General features: G+C 60.8%; 14 protein-coding genes and 1 pseudogene. 7 read left to right on the top strand and 8 right to left on the bottom strand.

Annotated features, from left to right (window positions below; genetic code table 11):
* The first annotated feature begins 170 nt into the window (after positions 1 to 170).
* From KVG88_RS17850 to KVG88_RS17865, 4 genes are read left to right on the top strand one after another with little or no spacing between them, the layout of a single operon-like run.
* Positions 171 to 1,364 (top strand): ABC transporter substrate-binding protein, encoded by a 1,194-nt coding sequence (locus tag KVG88_RS17850; RefSeq protein WP_217872187.1) that lies wholly within the window; start codon positions 171 to 173, stop codon positions 1,362 to 1,364.
* 3 nt (positions 1,365 to 1,367) lie between these two features.
* Positions 1,368 to 2,237 (top strand): branched-chain amino acid ABC transporter permease, encoded by an 870-nt coding sequence (locus tag KVG88_RS17855; RefSeq protein WP_217872188.1) that lies wholly within the window; start codon positions 1,368 to 1,370, stop codon positions 2,235 to 2,237.
* On the top strand, positions 2,234 to 4,726 hold the full coding sequence (locus KVG88_RS17860; RefSeq protein ID WP_217872190.1) for a branched-chain amino acid ABC transporter ATP-binding protein/permease: 2,493 nt from the start codon (positions 2,234 to 2,236) through the stop codon (positions 4,724 to 4,726). Before KVG88_RS17855 ends, KVG88_RS17860 begins: the two co-directional genes overlap by 4 nt.
* The gene (locus tag KVG88_RS17865) at positions 4,723 to 5,952 is read left to right on the top strand and encodes an amidohydrolase family protein (RefSeq protein ID WP_217872191.1); all 1,230 of its coding nucleotides are present in this window, start codon (positions 4,723 to 4,725) and stop codon (positions 5,950 to 5,952) included. The genes KVG88_RS17860 and KVG88_RS17865 overlap by 4 nt, the downstream gene beginning before the upstream one ends.
* On the opposite strand, the gene KVG88_RS17870 is transcribed toward KVG88_RS17865, so the two are convergent.
* The 3 genes from KVG88_RS17870 to KVG88_RS17880 form a co-directional block, all read right to left on the bottom strand.
* Entirely contained in the window at positions 5,949 to 6,641 is a 693-nt protein-coding gene (locus KVG88_RS17870) for a GntR family transcriptional regulator (protein ID WP_150700756.1), read from the bottom strand. The genes KVG88_RS17865 and KVG88_RS17870 overlap by 4 nt on opposite strands.
* A 114-nt stretch (positions 6,642 to 6,755) precedes the next feature.
* The gene (locus KVG88_RS17875; protein WP_217872192.1) at positions 6,756 to 8,327 is read right to left on the bottom strand and encodes a gamma-glutamyltransferase family protein; all 1,572 of its coding nucleotides are present in this window, start codon (positions 8,325 to 8,327) and stop codon (positions 6,756 to 6,758) included.
* A 66-nt stretch (positions 8,328 to 8,393) separates the two neighbouring features.
* Positions 8,394 to 9,608 (bottom strand): MFS transporter, encoded by a 1,215-nt coding sequence (locus tag KVG88_RS17880; protein ID WP_217872193.1) that lies wholly within the window; start codon positions 9,606 to 9,608, stop codon positions 8,394 to 8,396.
* 155 nt (positions 9,609 to 9,763) lie between these two features.
* Here KVG88_RS17880 and KVG88_RS31365 point away from each other — a divergent pair.
* Positions 9,764 to 9,847 (top strand): annotated as a pseudogene (locus tag KVG88_RS31365) (LysR family transcriptional regulator); the annotation flags it as partial.
* Between the two features lie 238 nt (positions 9,848 to 10,085).
* A complete protein-coding gene (locus tag KVG88_RS17890) occupies positions 10,086 to 11,120 on the top strand; it encodes a sensor domain-containing diguanylate cyclase (RefSeq protein WP_217872194.1) in 1,035 nt (344 codons plus the stop codon).
* 66 nt (positions 11,121 to 11,186) lie between these two features.
* Here the strand turns inward: KVG88_RS17890 and KVG88_RS17895 are convergent, their stop codons facing one another.
* From KVG88_RS17895 to KVG88_RS17910, 4 genes are all read right to left on the bottom strand, one after another.
* The gene (locus KVG88_RS17895) at positions 11,187 to 12,809 is read right to left on the bottom strand and encodes an acyl-CoA synthetase (protein WP_217872195.1); all 1,623 of its coding nucleotides are present in this window, start codon (positions 12,807 to 12,809) and stop codon (positions 11,187 to 11,189) included.
* Between the two features lie 137 nt (positions 12,810 to 12,946).
* The gene (gene gcvPB / locus KVG88_RS17900) at positions 12,947 to 14,503 is read right to left on the bottom strand and encodes an aminomethyl-transferring glycine dehydrogenase subunit GcvPB (RefSeq protein ID WP_217872196.1); all 1,557 of its coding nucleotides are present in this window, start codon (positions 14,501 to 14,503) and stop codon (positions 12,947 to 12,949) included.
* Positions 14,500 to 15,903, bottom strand: coding sequence for an aminomethyl-transferring glycine dehydrogenase subunit GcvPA (gcvPA, locus tag KVG88_RS17905; protein ID WP_217872197.1), 1,404 nt, complete (start codon positions 15,901 to 15,903; stop codon positions 14,500 to 14,502). The genes gcvPB and gcvPA overlap by 4 nt, the downstream gene beginning before the upstream one ends.
* Positions 15,904 to 15,940: 37 nt before the next feature.
* Positions 15,941 to 17,107: an ATP-NAD kinase family protein gene (locus KVG88_RS17910; protein WP_217872198.1), complete on the bottom strand. Its 1,167-nt coding sequence runs from the start codon at positions 17,105 to 17,107 to the stop codon at positions 15,941 to 15,943.
* Positions 17,108 to 17,267: 160 nt separating this feature from the next.
* On the opposite strand from KVG88_RS17910, the gene KVG88_RS17915 reads away from it, so the two are divergent.
* Positions 17,268 to 17,852 carry a TetR/AcrR family transcriptional regulator gene (locus tag KVG88_RS17915; protein ID WP_150700764.1) on the top strand — a complete coding sequence of 195 codons (585 nt, stop codon included), beginning with the start codon at positions 17,268 to 17,270 and terminating at the stop codon, positions 17,850 to 17,852.
* A gap of 98 nt (positions 17,853 to 17,950) precedes the next feature.
* Here KVG88_RS17915 and KVG88_RS17920 read toward each other — a convergent pair whose 3' ends face one another.
* Positions 17,951 to 19,729 carry a SulP family inorganic anion transporter gene (locus tag KVG88_RS17920; protein ID WP_217872199.1) on the bottom strand — a complete coding sequence of 593 codons (1,779 nt, stop codon included), beginning with the start codon at positions 19,727 to 19,729 and terminating at the stop codon, positions 17,951 to 17,953.
* Positions 19,730 to 19,732: the final 3 nt, after the last annotated feature.

Genomic DNA, 19,732 nt, shown 5'->3' on the forward strand with positions numbered 1-19,732 from the left:
CCAGAGGATATCCCGCCGAACCAAACGCCTCCACATGGTGCGAGCCGCCTTCATTTGGAGCGTAAAAGGTAACAAGATCCCGCAAAACCTGCTGTTTGAAGCGTTGTGACGACTGGCACCCTCCTTGCTAGCAATGATTGTGTAACTGCTAGCAATCAGGAGAATCATCTATGGCCATCCGGCTTCCAAACTTGCAACGTCTGCTGTTTCCCGTGGCTGCGGCAGTCACGCTCAACATGGCCATGTTCGGTGGCGCGCAAGCGGCCGAGCCGCCGATCAAAGTCGGTCTGGTCGCCGCCCTTTCCGGGCAGTCGGCCAAATCCGGTGAAGCCCTTACCCGGGGTTTGACCATGGCCATCAATGAGGTCAACGCCGGTGGCGGCGTGCTTGGGCGTCAGCTGGAGCTGGTGCGTCGTGACGACGAAAGTAACCCGTCCAAGGGCATACTTGCTGCCCGCGAGCTGGTCCAGCGTGAAAAAGTCGCCGTGCTGTTTGGAGGTCTGGATACACCGGTTTCGCTAGCCATTGTGCCGCTGGCCAATCAGATGAAAGTGCCGTTCATGGGCATCTGGGCTGCAGGTACGAAAATCACCGAAAACGGCGCAGCCGACAATTACGTGTTCCGGGTGTCCGCTGTCGATGAACTGGTCGATGAAGCACTGGTGAAGTACGGCGTAGACCACGGCATGAAGAAGCCGGGGATGATCCTCATCAACAATCCGTGGGGCGAGTCCAATGAGGCTGGCTTCAAGCGCGCGCTGGAAAAACGTGGCATGGCCAACGCCGGTGTCGAGCGTATTCAAGACAGCGATCTCGATGTAGTGCCGCAACTGACCCGGTTGAAAAACGCCGGCGCGGACACCCTGCTGATGGTTGGTAACGTCGGCCCTTCGGCACAGGTCGTCAAGTCATTGGACCGCATGGGCTGGGACGTGCCGGTGGTCTCTCACTGGGGTCCGGCCGGTGGTCGCTTTGGCGAGCTGGCGGGTCCCAACGCATCGCGCGTGCATTTCATTCAGACCTACGTGTTCACTGAGCACAACAGTGCCAAGGGCGATGCGTTGTTGGCCGCGCTGAAAACGGCTTACCCGCAAATCAAGTCGCTGGCTGACGTGACGCCGGCAGTGGGCATTGCCAATGCTTACGACGCACTGCACCTCGCCACTTTGGCCATCGAGAAAGCGGGCAGCACCGACGGCAAGGCAGTGCGTGACGGGTTTTACGCCATCAACGAATACGACGGCTTGATCAAGCACTACAAGCAGCCGTTTACCGCTTCAAAGCATGACGCCCTGGGGCCGGACGACTATCTGTTCACGCACTTCGTCAACGACCAAATCGTGCCGCTCAAGCCTAAGGAGTAAGCCATGTTCACCGCAGCCATCGTCACCGGCCTAGGGCTCGGCAGCATGTACGCGTTGCTGGCATTGGGGTTTCACCTGACCTACGTCGTCTCGCGCACCGTCAACTTTGCCCAAGGCAGCGCCATGATGGTCGGCGCCGTGCTCGGCTACACCTTTTGCATCACGTGGGGGTGGTCGCTGTGGCTGGCCCTGCCACTGACGCTGATCCTCTGTGCGTTGTATGGCCTGGTGATCGAACGCTGGCTGGTGCGGCCCTTCCACAGTCGCGGCTCACAGGCCTGGCTGATGGCAACGGTGGCGGGCGGTATTCTGGTGGATAACCTGGCGCTGTTTACCTTCGGCAAGGAACCTCGCCAGTTTGAAAGCAGCCTGCTCAGCCTGAATGTCGAATTGTTCGGCAGTCACGTTGGCGCACTGCAATTGCTGATTCCGCTGGCAGGCGCGGCCATTGCTCTGGTGCTGTATGGGGTGCGGCGTTACACACGCCTGGGCAAGGTGCTGGAAGCCTGCGTGCAGAACCCTCGTGCGGCAATGTTGATGGGGATCAACGTCAATCGTGTGGTCGCCATCGCCTTTGCTGTCTCCACGGTATTCGCTGCCGTGGCCGGTTTGTTGATTGCGCCGCTGTTCAGCGTCAATGCGGAAATGGGCATGTTGTTCGGCCTGAAAGCGTTTGCGGTGGCCATTCTCGGCGGCATCACCAGCGCCGGCGGCGTATTCACGGCCGGGCTGCTGTTCGGTCTGACTGAAGCGCTGATTACGTTGTACTTCGGCTCCGCATTCACCCAGATCTTCACGTTTGCGCTGGTGATTCTCGCGCTGGCGATTCGTCCTAACGGTCTGTTCGGCAGCCAGGCATTGGTGAAAGTATGAAAAACATCAATTCCCTGGCCGCTCCGGCCTTCATCACCCTGCTCGCTATCGTCTGCGGCGTCGCGGCTTTCACCCTGGATAGCTACTCACTGCTGGTGTTCACCCTCTGCGCTTTGGCGACGGTGGTCGGTGTGAGCCTCAATATCCTGATTGGCCTGAGTGGGCAGATGTCCTTCGGTCATATCGCCTTCTACGCGATCGGCGCCTATGTATCGGCGCTGCTGACCATGGCGGGCTGGCCGTTGTGGCTGGCCCTGCCAATCGCCGGTACGGCCGCCGGGTTGATTGGCGCGCTGTTGGCGATCCCCGCACTTCGAGTCAGCGGCCCGTATCTGGCGATGATCACCATCGCCTTCGCCTTTGTCGTGCATCACAGCCTGATCGAATGGCGCGACGTCACGGGCGGTTCCAACGGCCTGATGGGTATCCCGATGCCGGAGTTTGCCGGCCTTGACCCGGCGATTTTCCTCGCCCTGCTGGCCGCCGCACTGATGATTGGCGCCTTGCTGTTTTATCAACGCCTGAGCCACAGCAGCTGGGGCAAGGCCATGCGCGCGGTGAAAGCCTCGGAAATTGCCGCCCGTTCGCTGGGTTTCAATCCGGTCATCAGCAAAACGCTGGCGTTTGCCTTGTCGGCGGCATTGACCGGGCTGGCCGGCGGTTTGCTCGCGCCCCTGCTGATGTTCATCAACCCTGAATCCTTCCCGTTCTCCCAGTCCATTTTGTTTGTTCTGGCCGTGATCGTCGGTGGCAGCGGCATGTTGTTCGGGCCGCTCATTGGCGCACTGCTGATTGTTTTGGTGCCGGAATTGCTGGCGGATTTCGCCGAATATCGCTTGCTGATCTTCTCCGTGCTCCTGCTGTTGGTGCTCTGGATCGCGCCCAACGGTCTGCTGGGCGCCCTCGCCCGACGCTGGATAAAACCGGTCCGCTTGTTGCCACCCACGCGCATCAATCAGGAACGCATCGCCGCACATTTGCGCAGCCGTGGTCCGTCTTTAGGCTTGCGTGTCACTGACATCGGCATCCGCTTCGGCGGCGTGCAGGCGGCGCAACACGTCAGCCTGCATGCACCTGCCGGCAGCATTACCAGCATCATCGGCCCTAACGGTGCGGGTAAAACCACCGTGCTGAATATGATCAGCGGGTTTTATGTGCCGGACAGCGGCCAGATCGAACTGCAACAGCCACTGGCCGGCCTGCCCGCCTGGAAAAGTGCCCGGGCCGGCATCGCCCGCACGTATCAGACCACCCTGCTGTTCGGCGAAATGTCGGTGCTGGACAACCTGCTGGTAGCGATGCAGAAGGGTCGACTGGGTCTGCCGTTCAGCCTGGCCACTGCCGAACAGCGAAGCCTGGCGCTGGATCTGCTGGCACTGGTGGGCTACCGCGGCGAAGTGAACATTGCCGCTGAGGACTTGCCCCATGTCGATCGCCGCCTGGTGGAAATCGCACGGGCACTGGCCACCGCGCCAGCGGTGCTGTTGCTGGATGAACCGGCCGCCGGCCTCAGTCGTCGCGACACGGATGAGCTGGCCGTGCTGCTGCGCAAACTGGCGGACTTTGGCCTCACGGTGATTCTGGTCGAGCACGACATGGCGCTGGTCATGTCGGTGTCCGAACACCTGCTGGTGCTCGACGCCGGCAAGCCGATCGCGTCAGGTCCTCCGGCTGAAGTCCGTCGCAATCAAAAAGTGATCGCCGCGTATCTGGGCGGCACCGATTATCAGGCCACGCCTCGCGAACAGGCCTGGAATGGCAGCCGCGATGCGCGGCTGTACGTCAAGGATCTGGTCATCGACTACGGCGCGTCGCCGGTGGTCGACAAGGTCAATCTGCTGGTCAATCCCGGCGAGCTGGTGGCGATTCTCGGCGCCAACGGCGCGGGTAAATCGAGCATCCTGCAATGCCTGGCAGGCCTGCATCGCGCCAGCAGCGGCAGTATCCTGCTGGACGACGAAAGCATCGAACAGGCCAACGCCAGCACGATCGCGGCGAAAGGCCTGGCGCTGGTGCCGGAAGGCCGTCAGGTATTCCCTTATCTGAGTGTGCGCGACAACCTGTTGCTAGGCGCTTACTCGCGTCGCGAGGCCTTCGATGCCGATGCTGAAATCGAGGCGATCCTCAAGCGCTTTCCGCGCCTTCGCGACCGTATCGACAACCCGGCCGGACTGCTTTCCGGTGGCGAACAACAAATGGTCGCCGTGGGTCGCGGCCTGATGGCCAAGCCAAAAATCCTCCTGCTCGATGAACCGTCACTGGGCTTGTCGCCTGCGATGATCGGCGAGCTGTACGACGCACTGGCCGCGCTGCGCGACGAAGGCGTGACCATCCTGCTGGTGGATCAAATGGCCAACCTCGCGCTGCAAGTGGCGGATCGCGCTTATGTGCTGGAAACCGGGATCATTGTCAAAGCCGCCGGCTCCGCAGAGTTGCGCGACGATAAAGAACTGGCGGCCGCGTACCTGGGTGAAGGAGTCGTCGCATGAGCGCCTTGAAAATCATCAATGCACGGCTGGGCGATGGTAACCGCTGTACCGAGCTTTATGTCGAGAACGGCCATTTCGTCGCATCCTTCAGTTCGTACACAAGCCATTGGGAAACCCTCGACCTGCACGGCCAGCTTGTGCTGCCGGGGCTGATCGAAACCCACATTCACCTGGACAAGGCTTGCATCATGCAACGCTGCCATCTGCATGAAGGCACGCTGGCCGAAGCCGTGGCCCAGACCCGGGCAGCGAAAGCCGAGTTCACCGAAGACGATGTTTATCGGCGCGGCGCTCAGGTGCTGGACAAGGCGATCGTTCAAGGCACGACGCACATGCGTACCCACGTTGAGCTGGACCCGCAGATTGGCCTGACCGGATTTAATGCCATTCGCCGCCTGCAAGCTGATTACGCCTGGGCCGTCAGCCTGGAAATCTGCGTATTCCCCCAGGAGGGCCTGCTGAACAATACGGGGACTGAAGCGCTGCTGTGCCAGGCACTGGAAAGCGGCGCAACCGTACTCGGCGGCTGCCCCTACATGGACAGTGACCCGCAGGGACAGATCCAGCGCCTGTTCGAGTTGGCGGTGCGGTACGACTGCGACCTGGACCTGCACCTGGACTTCGACCTGAACCCCGAAGGCATGACCGTCATGGAAGTGGCTCGCTGTACGCAGCTGCATGGCTGGGGTGGACGCGTGACCATCGGGCATGTGACCAAGCTGTCGACCTTGCCCAGGGAACCGCTGACGGTGCTTGGCCGGCATCTTGCCAAAGTGGGCGTACAGGTGACCTGCCTGCCCAGCACCGACCTGTTCCTGATGGGCCGCGAGGCGTTTCACAACAAGCCCAGAGGACTGGCGCCGCTGGCGCACCTGCATGCTTGCGGCGTGACCTGTTCGGTGTCGACCAACAACATCGGCAACCCGTTTACACCCTATGGCGATGCTTCGTTGGTCCGTCAGGCCAACCTGTTCGCCAACGTCAGCCAGATGGGCACGGTGGCGGAACTGCTGCAATGCCTGGCCTGGGTATCGAGCGAGTCGGCACGACTGCTGAGGTTGCCGGATTACGGCCTTCAGCCAGGCTGCCGCGCCGATTTCATTGTGTTCGATGCGCCCTCACCCGCGGCGGTCATCGCCGAAATAAGCGCACCGCTGATGGGCTTCAAGGGTGGGCGGCAGACCTTTAGCCGGCCAGCTGGAACATTGATGAAGCCGCGTGATTAATCCATCAACGCCTGTTTGAGGTTGAACTCTTCAGGCGCACTTTCTTCCAGGGCCAACTGATCTTCCAGTTCATCCAGATGTTCGAGCATGACCGCCACGGCTTTTTCGTTATCGCCATTTTCCAGCGCAGTAATGATCTCCTGATGTTCATCCGACGCACAGGATGGCACGTCGTTGCGCTGATACAGCGCAACGATCAATGAACTGCGCACCATCAGGTTGGCGAGGATGTCGCTCAGCACGGCATTGCCACTGATTTCACCGAGCATCAGGTGGAACTCGCTCAGCTCGCGGACGATGGCCCGTCGATCGGTGTCGTTGGTGGCTTTGCGTTCGCTCTTCATATGGCTGGCGACACGCTGGCGATGCTTACGCATCGCTGCCGGCGTGATGGCCTCGACAATCGCCCGTTCAATGGCGCGACGCGCGCTGAAAATATCTCGCGCTTCCCTTGCCGTCGGCTGGGCAACCATGGCGCCGCGATTGGCTTCGATGGTCACCACTTTTTGCATCGCCAGACGCTGCAACGCCACCTGCACATGATTGCGGTTGGCCTGCAGGGTTTCGACGATATGCGCTTCGATCAATCGAGTGCCGGGCGGCAGGCGATGCTGGGCGATAGCCTTGAACAGCGCATCGACGATACGTTGCACCTCAAGCTGTTTGGCGGTGACAGTGCTCAAGCCCATCCTTTCCTCTGCTGTCCAGAAAGCCTCATGCCAACACACAAGACTGCGGATGGCGGGCAATCGGCGGCATTATCCGCCAGCAGGCCCGACCCCGGCAAATGCTCGGTTCAACGATCAATCCGCCTGACCAAGGCCGGTGCCCTCGCCCCGTGGATCATGCATGGCGCTGCGCCGATCATCGGCATCAATGGCGATGATTCCGGCGTGGCCCGTCATGGGGCTGCGCACGGGGATGATTTCCACCTCATGCCCGAGCATCGCAAGGCCTTCAATCGTCTCGGCACGCATGTCGCCTTCCAGCTTGAGGTTGTCGGTGCTGTCGAAAAAGCTGCGGCCCAATAGAAAGCGCGGGGCATACAGAGCCTGATCAATGGGCTGCTGATAGTCGATCAGTTGAGTCGCCAGGACCATCTGCGTCTGCGGTTGACCATCACCGCCCTGCGTGCCGAAGAACCAGCGTCGGCCATCGTCAGCCAGATAGCAGGACGGGTTGAGCGTGTGCGCCGGACGCTTGCCGGGTGCCCAGCCGTTGACGTGCCCGGGGTTCGCGTTGAACCCGGCAGCGCGGTTCTGCCACAACACGCCGGTGTCGCCGAGAATGCAGCCCGAGCCGAAGTCATGAAACAGGCTCTGGATCAGGCAGGCCGTACGGCCCTGGGCATCGGTCGCGGCCATCCAGACGGTATCGGCGGGCCGCCCCGGCTCGTTCCACGGTGCCGCGCGCTGATCGTCGATGGCATCGGCATAGGCTTGAACCTGCACATCATCGAGACTGGCCGCAAAATCCCAAGGCTTGCTCAGCGGATCGCACAACTGTGCATTGCGCCGCAGCAGGCCCTGTTTAATGGCTTCGACCAGATAGTGATAGTAAAGCGCGCTGCCGTTGCCGACTTGCGCAAGCGGCTTGTGTTGCAGTGCAGCCATGGCCTGCAACGTGTACACGCCCTGGCATGGCGGCGCGACGTTGTAGAGTCGGCCATCGCGATAACGTACCGAAATCGGAGCGACTTCGGGGGCGCGGGTCGCGGCCAGATCGGCCGCCGTCAAGCCGCAACCGAGGCGATCAAACGCAGCCCCGAAAGCCTCGGCCAGTTCGCCGTGATAGAAATCCTCGACGCCGTGTTTCGCCAAGTGCCGAAGGGTGTTGGCCAGCTCGGGCTGGCGCAGGGTATCGCCCTCGCGAAGCCAGCGCCCGTCGGTCTTGCACAAGCGGTGCAGGTCCGGCAATTGCTCGATCAGAGGCTGACGCAGGGTTTGCCAGAACAGCTGCGATTGCGAAACCACGGTACCGGCATCGGCCATGCTCGCGGCGTCTGCCAACAGATCAGCCCAGCCCAGCCGGGAGCCCCACTCTTGGCGACTGATGTTCGCAGCGGTCTGCCAACTCGCCATCGCGCCCGCCGTGCTGGCCACCGAAGCCGGACCGCGCACGCTGATGGCTGCGCCTTCAGGCAAACGTTGCCCGGCCTGGCCGATCCCCACGATGGTGCGCACCTTGCTGTCGTGGATCATCCATAGGGCATCCCCGCCCAGACCGGTCATGTGCGGGAAAACCGCTGCAAGCATGGCACTGGCCGCCAGCATGGCGTCGATGGCCGTCCCGCCTGCATCAAGAATGCGCAGGCCTGCGGCACTGGCTTCGGCATGAGGCGTACAGATCACAGCGCGACGGGAGTTAGCGATCATGGTTGAAAGGCCCTATTTTGCTAGCTATCAATGTTTTGATTGTTAGCAAAGCAAGATGTATGCCTTCTATTGAACCCGGTTTCGCGATGTGAAAAAGGTCAAGGCTGCAGCGAGCATCAGCAAGACAGCGCTTGCGAGAAAGGTCATGCGGTAGCCGCTCGCGTCGAACAGCACCCCGCCAAGGGTCGAGCCCAGTGCAATGGATAGCTGAATGACTGCCACCATCAGGCCACCTCCGGCTTCGGCATCCTTGGGTAACGCTTTGGCCAACCACGACCACCAGCCCACGGGTGCCGCCGTCGCGATCAGGCCCCACAGCCCCAGCAATACAAACGCTGCCACCACGCCGCCGCCAAGAACGATCAAGGAAAGTGCAATGGCGGCCATCAACAGTGGAATGCCAACCAGGACCCGGTACATGCCGACTTTCAGGAAAGTGCCGATCAGGAGGGTTCCGACAAAACCCGCCACGCCGATGACCAGCAGGATCAGCGACAACCGGGAGACATCGACACCCGTGACAGTCTCCAGGAACGGGCGCAGGTAGGTGAACAATACAAACTGCCCCATGAAGAAAGTGCCCACACTCAACAGGCCAAAACGGATCAATGGGCTCTTGAACAATCGAAAGACATTGCCAGTGCCTTCTTTGCGCGGTGCCGCTTTCATGCTTGGCAGGCTGATCCATTGCCAGATCAACGCGATGATCGCTACCGGAATCAGGCAGAAAAAAGCACCGCGCCAACCGATGACACTCCCCAGATAGCTTCCCAGTGGCGCGGCCACAACGGTTGCCAAAGCATTGCCGCTGTTGAAGATGGCCAGAGCCTTGGGCACGCTGCGGGAAGGCACCAGGCGCATGGCCATGGCCGCCGACATCGACCAGAACCCACCGATCACCACGCCGATCAGCGCACGGCCAATCATGTACACCGGATAGTTTGGCGCCAGACCGATCACCAGCCCCGACACGCACATGATCGCGGTCAAAAGAAGCAACAGCGTCTTGCGGTCCATCGAGCCCGCAAGCCTGGAAATCGACAGGCTTGTCAGCACCGCGAAGGCACCGGAAATGGCGATCCCGTAGCCGGCCAGCCCTTCACTGATTTGCAGATCCAACGCAATCGGCGTAAGCAAACTGACCGGCATGAACTCCGAAGCGATCAGCGCGAATACGCACAGTGTCATCGCAAAGATGCCACTCCAGTACGCCGGCTGCTTCTGCGTCCCCGGCATGCCAAGGGCATCACTTGCCGGGGTATCGAAAACTTGAGCCGTCATCAAAAATCTCTCATCAAGCGGAACGAGGCTTCATCACTCTGGCGAATGACTTGTCTTTCTGGGACAGAGCTTGACTGATTCGTGACGACTTGATTAGTAGCCATAATCTTTATGAAGTATTGAGAAAAACTCAGCAATGACCAATACCAAAGTCAACGATCCGCGCACTTGAAGAAAAGCTGGGGATACGTTTGCTGGCCCGCACGACACGCAATGTGTCGCCCACGGAGGCGGGAGAATGACAGATGCTCTCGATCGCCCCGCTGTTTGATCAGTTCACCGTCGAGCTCGAAGCGCTGGGTGACATATAGAAGCTGAACGTTTTAGGTTCGACGCGCGTTGCGCCCCGTGCGCGTGCCCAAGAAAATACCCGACCCGTCTCGCTGGCAGTCTCTTTCAGGTTTGTGAAGTCCGACCATGTTCAGTCTCGCCGATTGGTCGATAATTGAAGTACCCCTTAGCAATCGGCACGCTCTAATGGATCAGATTCTTTCTCTTCTCTCCGATACCATCCCAAAAGCCAAGACCCTGGAACAGCTGACGCGTCCGTTGCTGACCCTGCTCAGCCAGGTCACCGGAATGGAGTCGACCTACCTGACCACCATTGATACCGACGAGGGGGTCCAGCGCATCGAGTTCGCACGCAACGTCGGTGACATGGTGATTCCTGAAGGGCTGGTCGTGCCTTGGGCAGATACGCTGTGCAAGCGCGCGCTGGATGAGAACCGCATGTACTCGGATAACGTTGCCGAGTGTTGGGGTGATTCGGAGGCTGCCGCAGCCTTGGGCATCAGGACTTACGTGAGCGCGCCGATCAAAGCCCAGGATGGGCAAGTGCTGGGGACGGTGTGTGCCGCCAGCTCGGATCAAGTGGCCCGCGCGCCTGACGTGGAACCCCTGCTGATGCTTCTGTCGGGATTGCTGGGATATTCCCTTGAACGTGAGCGGCTGGTTGAGCAACTGCAGACCGCCAACGCCGAGTTGACCAGCCTGGCCCTGACGGACCCACTCACCGGCCTGTCCAACCGGCGTGCCATTCTCAACGATGCCGCGCGGCTGTTCGCCCTGGCTCAGCGGGAGCACAAATACATTCTGATCGGTGTCATCGATCTGGATGGCTTCAAACTCATCAACGATACCCGCGGCCACCAGGCAGGCGACCAGCTACTGCGCGGTGTGGCCGCCCAGTTGCAGCATGGTCTCAGGACCAGCGACATCATCGGGCGTACGGGCGGCGATGAGTTCATCGTGATCGCCCTGGGCACCCCTTCCCAACACTCGGACCCGGAAACAGATCGGCGACATGCCGCCGAGCTGCTTCAGGATCGCCTGTCCAAAGCGACAATAGGCCGATATGAACTCGGCCACGGCCTGGATGCTATTGAATACTCCGGCGCGAGTGTCGGGGTCGTGGCAGTCACTCCCGGCAGCATGACTGTGGACGAGGCCACGAAACTGGCGGACCACGAGATGTACAAGGTGAAACAGCAACGAAACCGTCAACGGTTGTAGGGCGTCCGGCGACGCTTCAGTCGCCAGACGTGATACGTGAAATGGCAGCTGATCAAGGCACTCGTTTCAGAGTGCCTTGGCCCAATCGCGCAGCAAATACTTCTGGATCTTGCCGGTCGAGGTCTTCGGCAGTTCGCTGAACACCACGGTTTTCGGCAATTTGAAACCCGCCAGATGTTCACGACAGAACAGGATGATGTCGGCTTCCAGCGTATCCTGATAATCCTCTTTGAGCTTGACGAAGGCGCAAGGGGTTTCGCCCCACTTCTCGTCCGGACGGGCAACCACGGCGGCCTCCAGCACTGCCGGGTGGCGGTAGAGAACGTCTTCGACTTCGATGGTGGAAATGTTCTCGCCGCCCGAGATGATGATGTCCTTGAGGCGATCCTTGATTTCGACATAGCCATCAGGGTGACGAACCGCCAGGTCGCCGGTGTGGAACCAGCCACCTTTGAACGCTTCACTGGTGGCTTTGGGGTTCTTCAAATACCCCTTCATCACCGTGTTGCCGCGCATGAAGATTTCGCCAACGCTGATGCCGTCCAGGGGCACCGGTTCAAGGGTTTGCGGATCGGCAACCATCAGCCCTTCCAGGGTCGGATAACGCACGCCTTGGCGCGACTTGATCCGTGCACGCTCATTCAGCGGCTGCTCATCCCACTCGTCATGCCACGCGCAAACGGTCACCGGGCCGTAGACCTCGGTCAGCCCATAAACGTGAGTCACCTTGATGCCCATCTCCTCCACCGCGCCGATGACCTTGGCCGGTGGCGCGGCGCCTGCGAGCATGGCGTCGACCGGATGATCGAAAGTGACTTTGGCCGAGTCGGGCAAGTTGACCAGCCCATTGAGAACAATCGGCGCGCCACACAGGTGACTGACACGGTGCTCGTGAATCAACGCGAGAATTTTGTACGGGTCGACTCGGCGCAGAAACACGTGAGTCCCGGCCAGCGCCGTCACCGTCCACGGATAGCACCAGCCGTTGCAATGGAACATCGGCAAGGTCCACAGATACACCGGGTGGTGCCCCATGGCCCAGGTCATCTGATTGCCCAGTGAATTGAGATAGGCCCCGCGGTGGTGGTAAATGACACCCTTGGGATTGCCCGTGGTGCCAGAGGTGTAGTTGAGCGAGATGGCTTGCCATTCATCTTCAGGCCATTGCCAGGCGAACTGCGGGTCACCTTCAGCGAGGAAGGCTTCATAGTCCAGCGCACTCACCGCGCTGCCTTCGCCGTATTCCGGGTCGTCCACATCGACCACCAGTGGCGGATCGGAGAGCAGGCTCAAGGCCTCACGAATGACCGCGTGGAACTCACGATCAGTGATCAACACTTTGGCTTCACCATGCTCAAGCATGAAGGCAATGGCTTGCGCATCCAGGCGTACGTTCAGGGTATTGAGCACTGCGCCGATCATTGGCACGCCAAAGTGAACTTCAAGCATCGCCGGGATATTCGGCAGCATTACCGCCACGGTGTCGCCCTTGCCGATGCCTTGCTGGCTCAGTGCGCTGGCCAGGCGCCGGCAGCGCCCATAGGTCTCTTGCCAGTTGCGCCGGATGGCGCCGTGAATCACGGCAGGATACTCACCGTAGACCGAGGCCGTGCGCTCGATGAAGCTCAGCGGAGAAAGGGCGATATGGTTGACTGCCGAGGGCGCCAGGCCTGTTTCGAAAATCGACATGAGGTTTTCCTGTGGGGAGATCACCAGCCTGTTTTGCTGTGCTGGAAACCTCCGATGGCTGATTGTTAGCTCTGTTCAGGTTTCAAAACGGCCCCGCCTGATCGGTGGGGCCGCTGCAACGGTTCAAGCGTTTGGTTTCAAGCAGTTTGTTGCCTGGTTTTGCGCAAGTGCGCACGCCAGGTCATGGCCCAGTGTGCCGGGTCTTCGAGCGGCGCGCTCTTCAATCGGTGGATCGCCTGGTTATGCGGTGAAGTCTTGACGATTTCCGGGTTCGAGTAGGCCTCGTCGGAGATGTGCGCAAGCACCGCGATCCAGGTGTCCAGCGCCTCCTTGCCATACATCTCGCCCGGCTCGGGGGTAAACGGCTCCGGCACCAGCCAGGGGTGATGGCTGCTCCACATCGGGTCAATACCGAAATCGCTCATGCGATTCTGCACATCGTGCACATCGACCCCGGTGTCTTCCTTGAGCTGCTCAAGGCTGTAGCGGGTCATCTCCATTCGGTGGCTCTTGGCATCGGGGTGTGAACGGGTGACGCCACGTATCGCCAACAAGCCTTTTTCCATGTAGTTGTTGGCCAGCACCGAAATATCCGACGCCTCTGCCATGCCTTCGGCGCCCATGGAACGCGACCAGGCGTAGGCCTTGAGGATGACCGGTACGTTGCCCCAGAACTCGCGGATCTTGCCGGAGCTCTGCGGACGGTCGTAATCAAGACTGTAGCGTTCACCGTCAAAGGCCACGACCGGTGCCGGGAGGAACGGTGCCAGTTCCGCCGAGCATCCGTAGGCGCCCACTGCCGGGCCCCCTACTCCACTTTTCGGTGCGCCGAACGTCTTGTGCAGCATGAACATGCACGCATCGAAACCCAGTTCCCGCGCACGAATCTTGGTCATCGCGCCGTTGAAGTTGGCGTGGTCGTAAAAGCACAGGCCGCCCGCCTCATGCACCACGCGCACCCACTGGCGAATTTCCGGGTTGTACACACCCATGTCGTCGGGGTTGTTCACCATCAGCGCTGCCGTGCGGTTGGAAACCGCGGCCTTGAGCGATTCGAGCGACGGATAACCGTTCTCTTCGATCATCAGCGTGATGACCTTGAACCCGGCGGCAGCGGCCGTTGCGGCGCTGCTGGGGTGCGTCTGGATGGTGGTGATGATCTCGTTACGCTGCTCCAGTTCGCCACGGGAAGCATGGTAGGCACGGGTCACCGCGCAACTGGTGTACGCCGCGTCGGCGCCGCCACCTGGCTGGAAGATAAACTGATCCATCCCGGACAACTCGCGCAGGATCGTGTCCATGCCATGTACGACTTCGAGCGCGCCTTGCAGGGTGTCCTCGTCCTGATACGGATGCACATGGGTGATTTCCGGGCGCCAGGCCATCGCCTCGTTGATCTGCGCGTTGTACTTCATGGTGCAGGTGCCGAACAGGCTGATATTCATCATGCCCAACGTCTGCTGCGACAGGCGCAAGTAGTGATACAACACCTCGGGCTCGGACATTTCCGGCAACGCCGGTTTACTGGAGCGGCGCATGCTCGCGGGGATCAAGCCGTCGGCGCTGCCGACCGCCGCTTGCACGTCCGCCTCAACGTCGGAAAAGATCACACCGCGACGGCCGGGATAGCCCATCTGCAAAATGAGGGGTTCGCTCCAGACGGGAGCGTGATATTCCTTGAGTGGTGTGCTCATTGTGCGATTACCTTTTTGAGTGCAGCGGTCAGGCGTTGAATGTCGGCTTGAGTGTGAATCTCGGTGACGCAGTACAGGGCGCTGGCGCCAAGCGCTGGAAAGTCCTGTGTCAGGTCTTTGCCGCCGAAGATTCCGAGCGCCAGTAGCCGCTTGTTGATGTCCTTCACGCTCAGCCCGGTGGCGTCGAAATTCACTACGAATTCCTTGAAGAAACCGGAAGGGAACGTCACGGCCACGCCCGGAATTTCGCCCAGCAACTTCGCCGCGTAGTGAGCGCGTTGCAAGATCAGATTGCCGACATCCTCGAAACCTTTTGGCCCCATCATCGCCATGTAGACGGCGTTGGCGATGGCCCACATGTAGACCGAGTGCCCGGTCCAGTCATTGCCCTTATCGCGCAAGCCGTAGGACGATTGCTCGAACAGGCTCAGGCCAAAACCGTATTCACCGGGCTGGGTGGTTTCGGCGATGCTGATGAACAGTGTCGGGTATTGGTGGGCGTACAGTTCTTCGTCGCGGGTGGCGATGAAGCCGCTGACCCCACCACCGCAGTTCATGTGCACGCCCAGCGGCTGCGTGGTGCCGACCACGATGTCGGCGCCGAAATCAATCGGTGCGGCCAGCACGCCGAGGGAGATCGGATCGACGCCGACGATGACTTCGGCCCCCACGGCATGGGCAATGGCGGCTATCTCGGCGCCTTGTTGTTCGATCACACCGAAATACGACGGTGTTTCGAAATAGACCGCGGCCGTTTGCGCACCGATCGAGGCACGCAGGTGATCAAGATCGAGCAAGCCGGTTTTCGGGTCGAAGTCGACGAGTCGCACGACGATGTGGCCCGGCATTTCTACGGGTTCGCAGTAGTTGCGGATGATGGACAGGCGCTCCGGGTCGATGGCGCGCACCACCGCCACTTCGCTGCGCCCGGTAATGCGGGTGGCCATGCGAATGGCGTGGCCCGCCGCGCAGCCCCAACTGCGCACCGGCAGGCCGACCAGGTCCATGTTCAGCAACTCGCCAAGTTGGCTGCAGAACTCGAACCAGGCTTGATTGCGACCGTGGTCGGAGCTCGGCTCACCAAACACCGAAGTCAGCCATTCGTTGCGGCGCACGACCTCGTCGCACGCGGCTGGAACGTGATGTTGCCAACAGCCGGCGCCCAGGAAGTTAAGGTTTTGCTCGCAGGTCCTGTTCTTCGACAGCGTGCTGACCAGGTGCCGACGCAACTCGCTTTCGTTGAGCGCGGGCGGCAAATCAATCGGACGTTGCAGGCGGTGCGCATTGGGAATCTGCTGGAACAATTCCTCGATGCTGTCGACACCGATCGAGTCGAGCATCTCTCGTTTGAGCGCAGGAACAGAGTTCGCCATGTAGGGGTGGGCGACATGATTACTCATGGGGTTATCCTCGTTTTTTTTCGGATGAAACAATTGATCAGGATCGAACCCTGAAGAAGACGGACCGGTCAGGCCCGGTGTGCACGCGTATGTGGCCGCTGAGCAGGGCGTCGACTTCGGCGTCGCCCGTGTCGACGCGCAGGCAGCCGGTATCCAGGGAAAGGAGCTTGTCCAGCGAGGTGATCACGATGATGTGGTCGCGCCCTGCACGGCGGATGACCTCGGCGCTGATCTGCTGGTTACCACGGCCGAACAAGCTGCCGTGACCGCCCAGAACGCCGACGATGATTCGGGTCTCCTGCCCTTCCATCAGGCGGATCAACTCGTGTTCATTGAGGTCGGCGCCCACCAGCGCGCCGTCCATGACCGCGTCGACGCCCAGCAGCGTCGACGGCAGGCCGAGCTCGGTCATGACCCGTCGCGTGGTGGTGCCTGGTCCCAGCAGGTACAGGCAGCCGGGTTGCATTTCCCTGACAACCTGTCGGGACACGGCGTCGAGCGCCATGTTTTCGTTGCCCACGGAACCGGCCTTGGCGTTTTGCGTCAGGTGGCGTTCGTGCGGGCTGCGGGCGTAGCCATACAGCCGCGCCGACACCTGATCGCTGCGCATGGCCGCCTCGTCGATGTCCATGACCTCGGCTTCGCGAAAGCGCACCGACGATTCACCGGCAACGAAGCGCGCCGCAAGGTTTCCGGCGTTCTGCGGATTGGTGCCGAACACGGCGGAATACATCTTCACGCCCGTCGGAATACCCAGAATCGGTACGCGATCGCTGACCATTGCCAGCACGTCACGTGCAGTGCCATCGCCACCGGCGAACAAAAGCAGATCGACCGCGGCAAACGCCATCACGAGCGCGGCATTGCGGGTGTCATCGGGCCGGCTCGCTCCCGGCGACGACGTATAGACAACAATCGGGTCGAGACCGGCGGCGCGCGCGATATTTTCACCCAGCTCACCCGAGCCGGTGAGCAACCGGAATGGCGTCGTCGAAGCCGCCAGACGCTTGAGCGCGATCAAGGCCCGATCGCTGGAAACGGCTTGCGCGCCACGACGCTTTGCTTCCTGCAAAACCTCGGCACCGTCGGTGCCCTTTAACCCCACACGCCCGCCCATCCCGGCGACCGGGTTGAGGATAAATCCCAGGGTTTTTCCCTGACCTGCGGAGTGCAGTGAAATATCGGAATCGCGCTGTTCACGCATTGCTCGGTATCCTGTGCGAAATGGCGAGGCCCCAGAGGCTGAGAGCACACTACTCAGGTTCATTGCATACGACCCGTATGTGAGACACAATACGACATACGCAAAGTATGTCAACTCACATACGCAACGAATGTTAAATTCTTTATAGGGAACACGATCGATGGCGCAGAAGCGTGCGGACATGATTGCGGAGACTCGCGGAAAACTGATCAAGGCTGCGCGAGACGCCTTTGCTACGAAGGGATATGCAGAGAGTTCGATGGACGATTTCACCGCTCAAGCGGGCCTGACCCGGGGTGCGCTGTACCATCACTTCGGCGACAAAAAGGGTTTGCTGCAGGCCGTCATCGCCCAGATCGATGGAGAAATGGGCGCACGCCTGGCGGTGATTATCGAAGAGGCCAGCACCACCTGGGACGGCTTCATCGACGAGTCCATCGCCTACATCAAGATGTCCCTGGAACCGGAAATCCAGCGCATCGTGTTCTTCGACGGTCCAGCGGTACTCGGCGACCCGTCACAGTGGCCGAGCCAGAACGCGTGCATCCGCAGCACGCAACGCAGCATTCAAAAGCTGATCGACGAAGGAACGATCCGCGCGGTCGACCCCGAAGCGACGGCCCGCCTGATCATGGGCGCCCTGCTCGGCGCATCCTTGTGGATTGCACATGCTGAAGATCCTCAGGCCGCTTCTGAAAAAGCTGTCGAAAGTTTCCGGACCTTGGCGTCCGGATTGCTACTGTAAAGGCCAGCGACAGGCGTAGCGGTGTCGCACGATGCAGTTCCAATTTGCACAATGCTTAGAGAGCCGGGGCCAACGGCCCCGAGATTGCGCCGCCTCACTCACCGCCCCTCTGCCTCCCCGCCCACCGGATGGCTCTGCAGGTAACTACCGACGGCATCATCGATCGTGGGAAAGAACGCCCCTTCCCCCAGCAAGCTGTACAGCCCGAAACGCTTGAGTTTGTCCTTGACCGGGTCTTTCATTTCGGCCACGCACAAGGTGATGCCCGCTGCGCGCAGGGTTTCGTCCAATTCGGCGAGCATGTCGGCCGAGGTCACGTCCACGCTGGTGATCGGTTCGGCGGCGATGACCAGCCAGCGCACTGGCGTTGGCGACGCGGCGAGCGCGTCGATGACCCGATCATGGAACAATTCGGCGTTGGCGAAAAACAATGAGGCGTCCCAACGGAACAGCACCAGGCCTGGGATCAGGCGGGCATCGGGGTAGCGCTGGGTATCGTGAAAACCCTTGACCCCTTGCGCCTGCCCCAGCACCGCTGAATACGGGCGCCAGCCATCCCACAGAAACTCAATCACCGCGATCAGGATGGCCAGCCCGATACCTTCGATCGCGCCCAATACCGCCACCCCGACGGTGCAGACAATCGACAGCCAGAATTCCCAGCGCTGGATGCGATAGATGCGTTTGAGGTCAGTGATTTCGATCAGGCCAATGGCCGATGCGATGACCACCGCAGCCAGTGCGCTATTGGGCAGGTCGCGCAAAAGGTCAGGTGCCAGCACCAGCAACAGCGCCACGGCCACCGCGCCGACCACACCGGTCATCTGGGTTTTGGCACCCGCAGCTTCGGCCACGGGCGTGCGCGACGAACTGCTGCTGATCGCAAAACCCTGGAAAAAACCGGCGGCCAGGTTGGCCACGCCCAGGCCGACCATTTCCTGGTTCGGGTCAACGTAGGTTCGGGTCCGTGCCGCGTAGACGCGAGACAGCACGCTGGTGTCGGCGAATGAAACCAGAGCCACGGCGCAACCGCCGAGCAGCACGGGGACGATATCGGCCTGGGTAATCCAGGGGATGGCAAAACCCGGCAAGCCTTGTGGCAACGAGCCGAGGACCGACACCCCGGCGCTCGCAAGGTCCAGCGCAGCCACGGCAAGGGTTGCTGCCACCACGGCGATCAAGATGCCGGGGATGCGTTTATGGCCTTTGAGCAACAGGATGACCACCAGCGTGGCGGCGCCGACCGCAAAGGTGATCCAGTTGGTTTTGCCGTCCATGATCGACGTCACGATCGCCCACAGGTTGCGCAGCGGCCCCTCGGATTCGATTTTGAAACCAAAGAGCTTGGGCAACTGGCTGATCAGGACTGTCAGGGCGATACCGTTCATGTAGCCGTAGCGGATCGGTTTCGACAGAAGCTCGGTTACAAAGCCCAACCGAGCAATACCGGCCAGCACACACACCGCGCCCGATACGATGGCCATTGCCCCTGCCAGCGCGATGGCTCGCTGCGGATCACCGCCAGACAGTGGCAAGACCACGGCGAGAATCACCGCAGCCAGTGACGAGTCGGGACCGAGCACCAGGATCCGGCTCGGGCCGAACAGCGCATAAGCCAGCAGCGGAATGATGGTCGCGTACAGGCCATAAATGCCCGGCACCCCCGACGCCACGGCGTAGGCAATGCCGACGGGCACCAGCATCGTAGTCAGTACCAAACCGGCGACCAGGTCGTGGCGAAACCAGGCTAGTCGGTAGCCACGCAGCGTGCGCAACCCCGGTAGCCAGCGACTCCAGCCAGCCTGATCGCCTCCCGCATCCCGACGTGCAATCCGACCCGGTTCCGGGAGGGGAGACGAAGCATCCGAATCGCTCATGGG

Source organism: Pseudomonas azerbaijanoccidentalis, assembly GCF_019145495.1.
Taxonomy (GTDB): domain Bacteria; phylum Pseudomonadota; class Gammaproteobacteria; order Pseudomonadales; family Pseudomonadaceae; genus Aquipseudomonas; species Aquipseudomonas azerbaijanoccidentalis.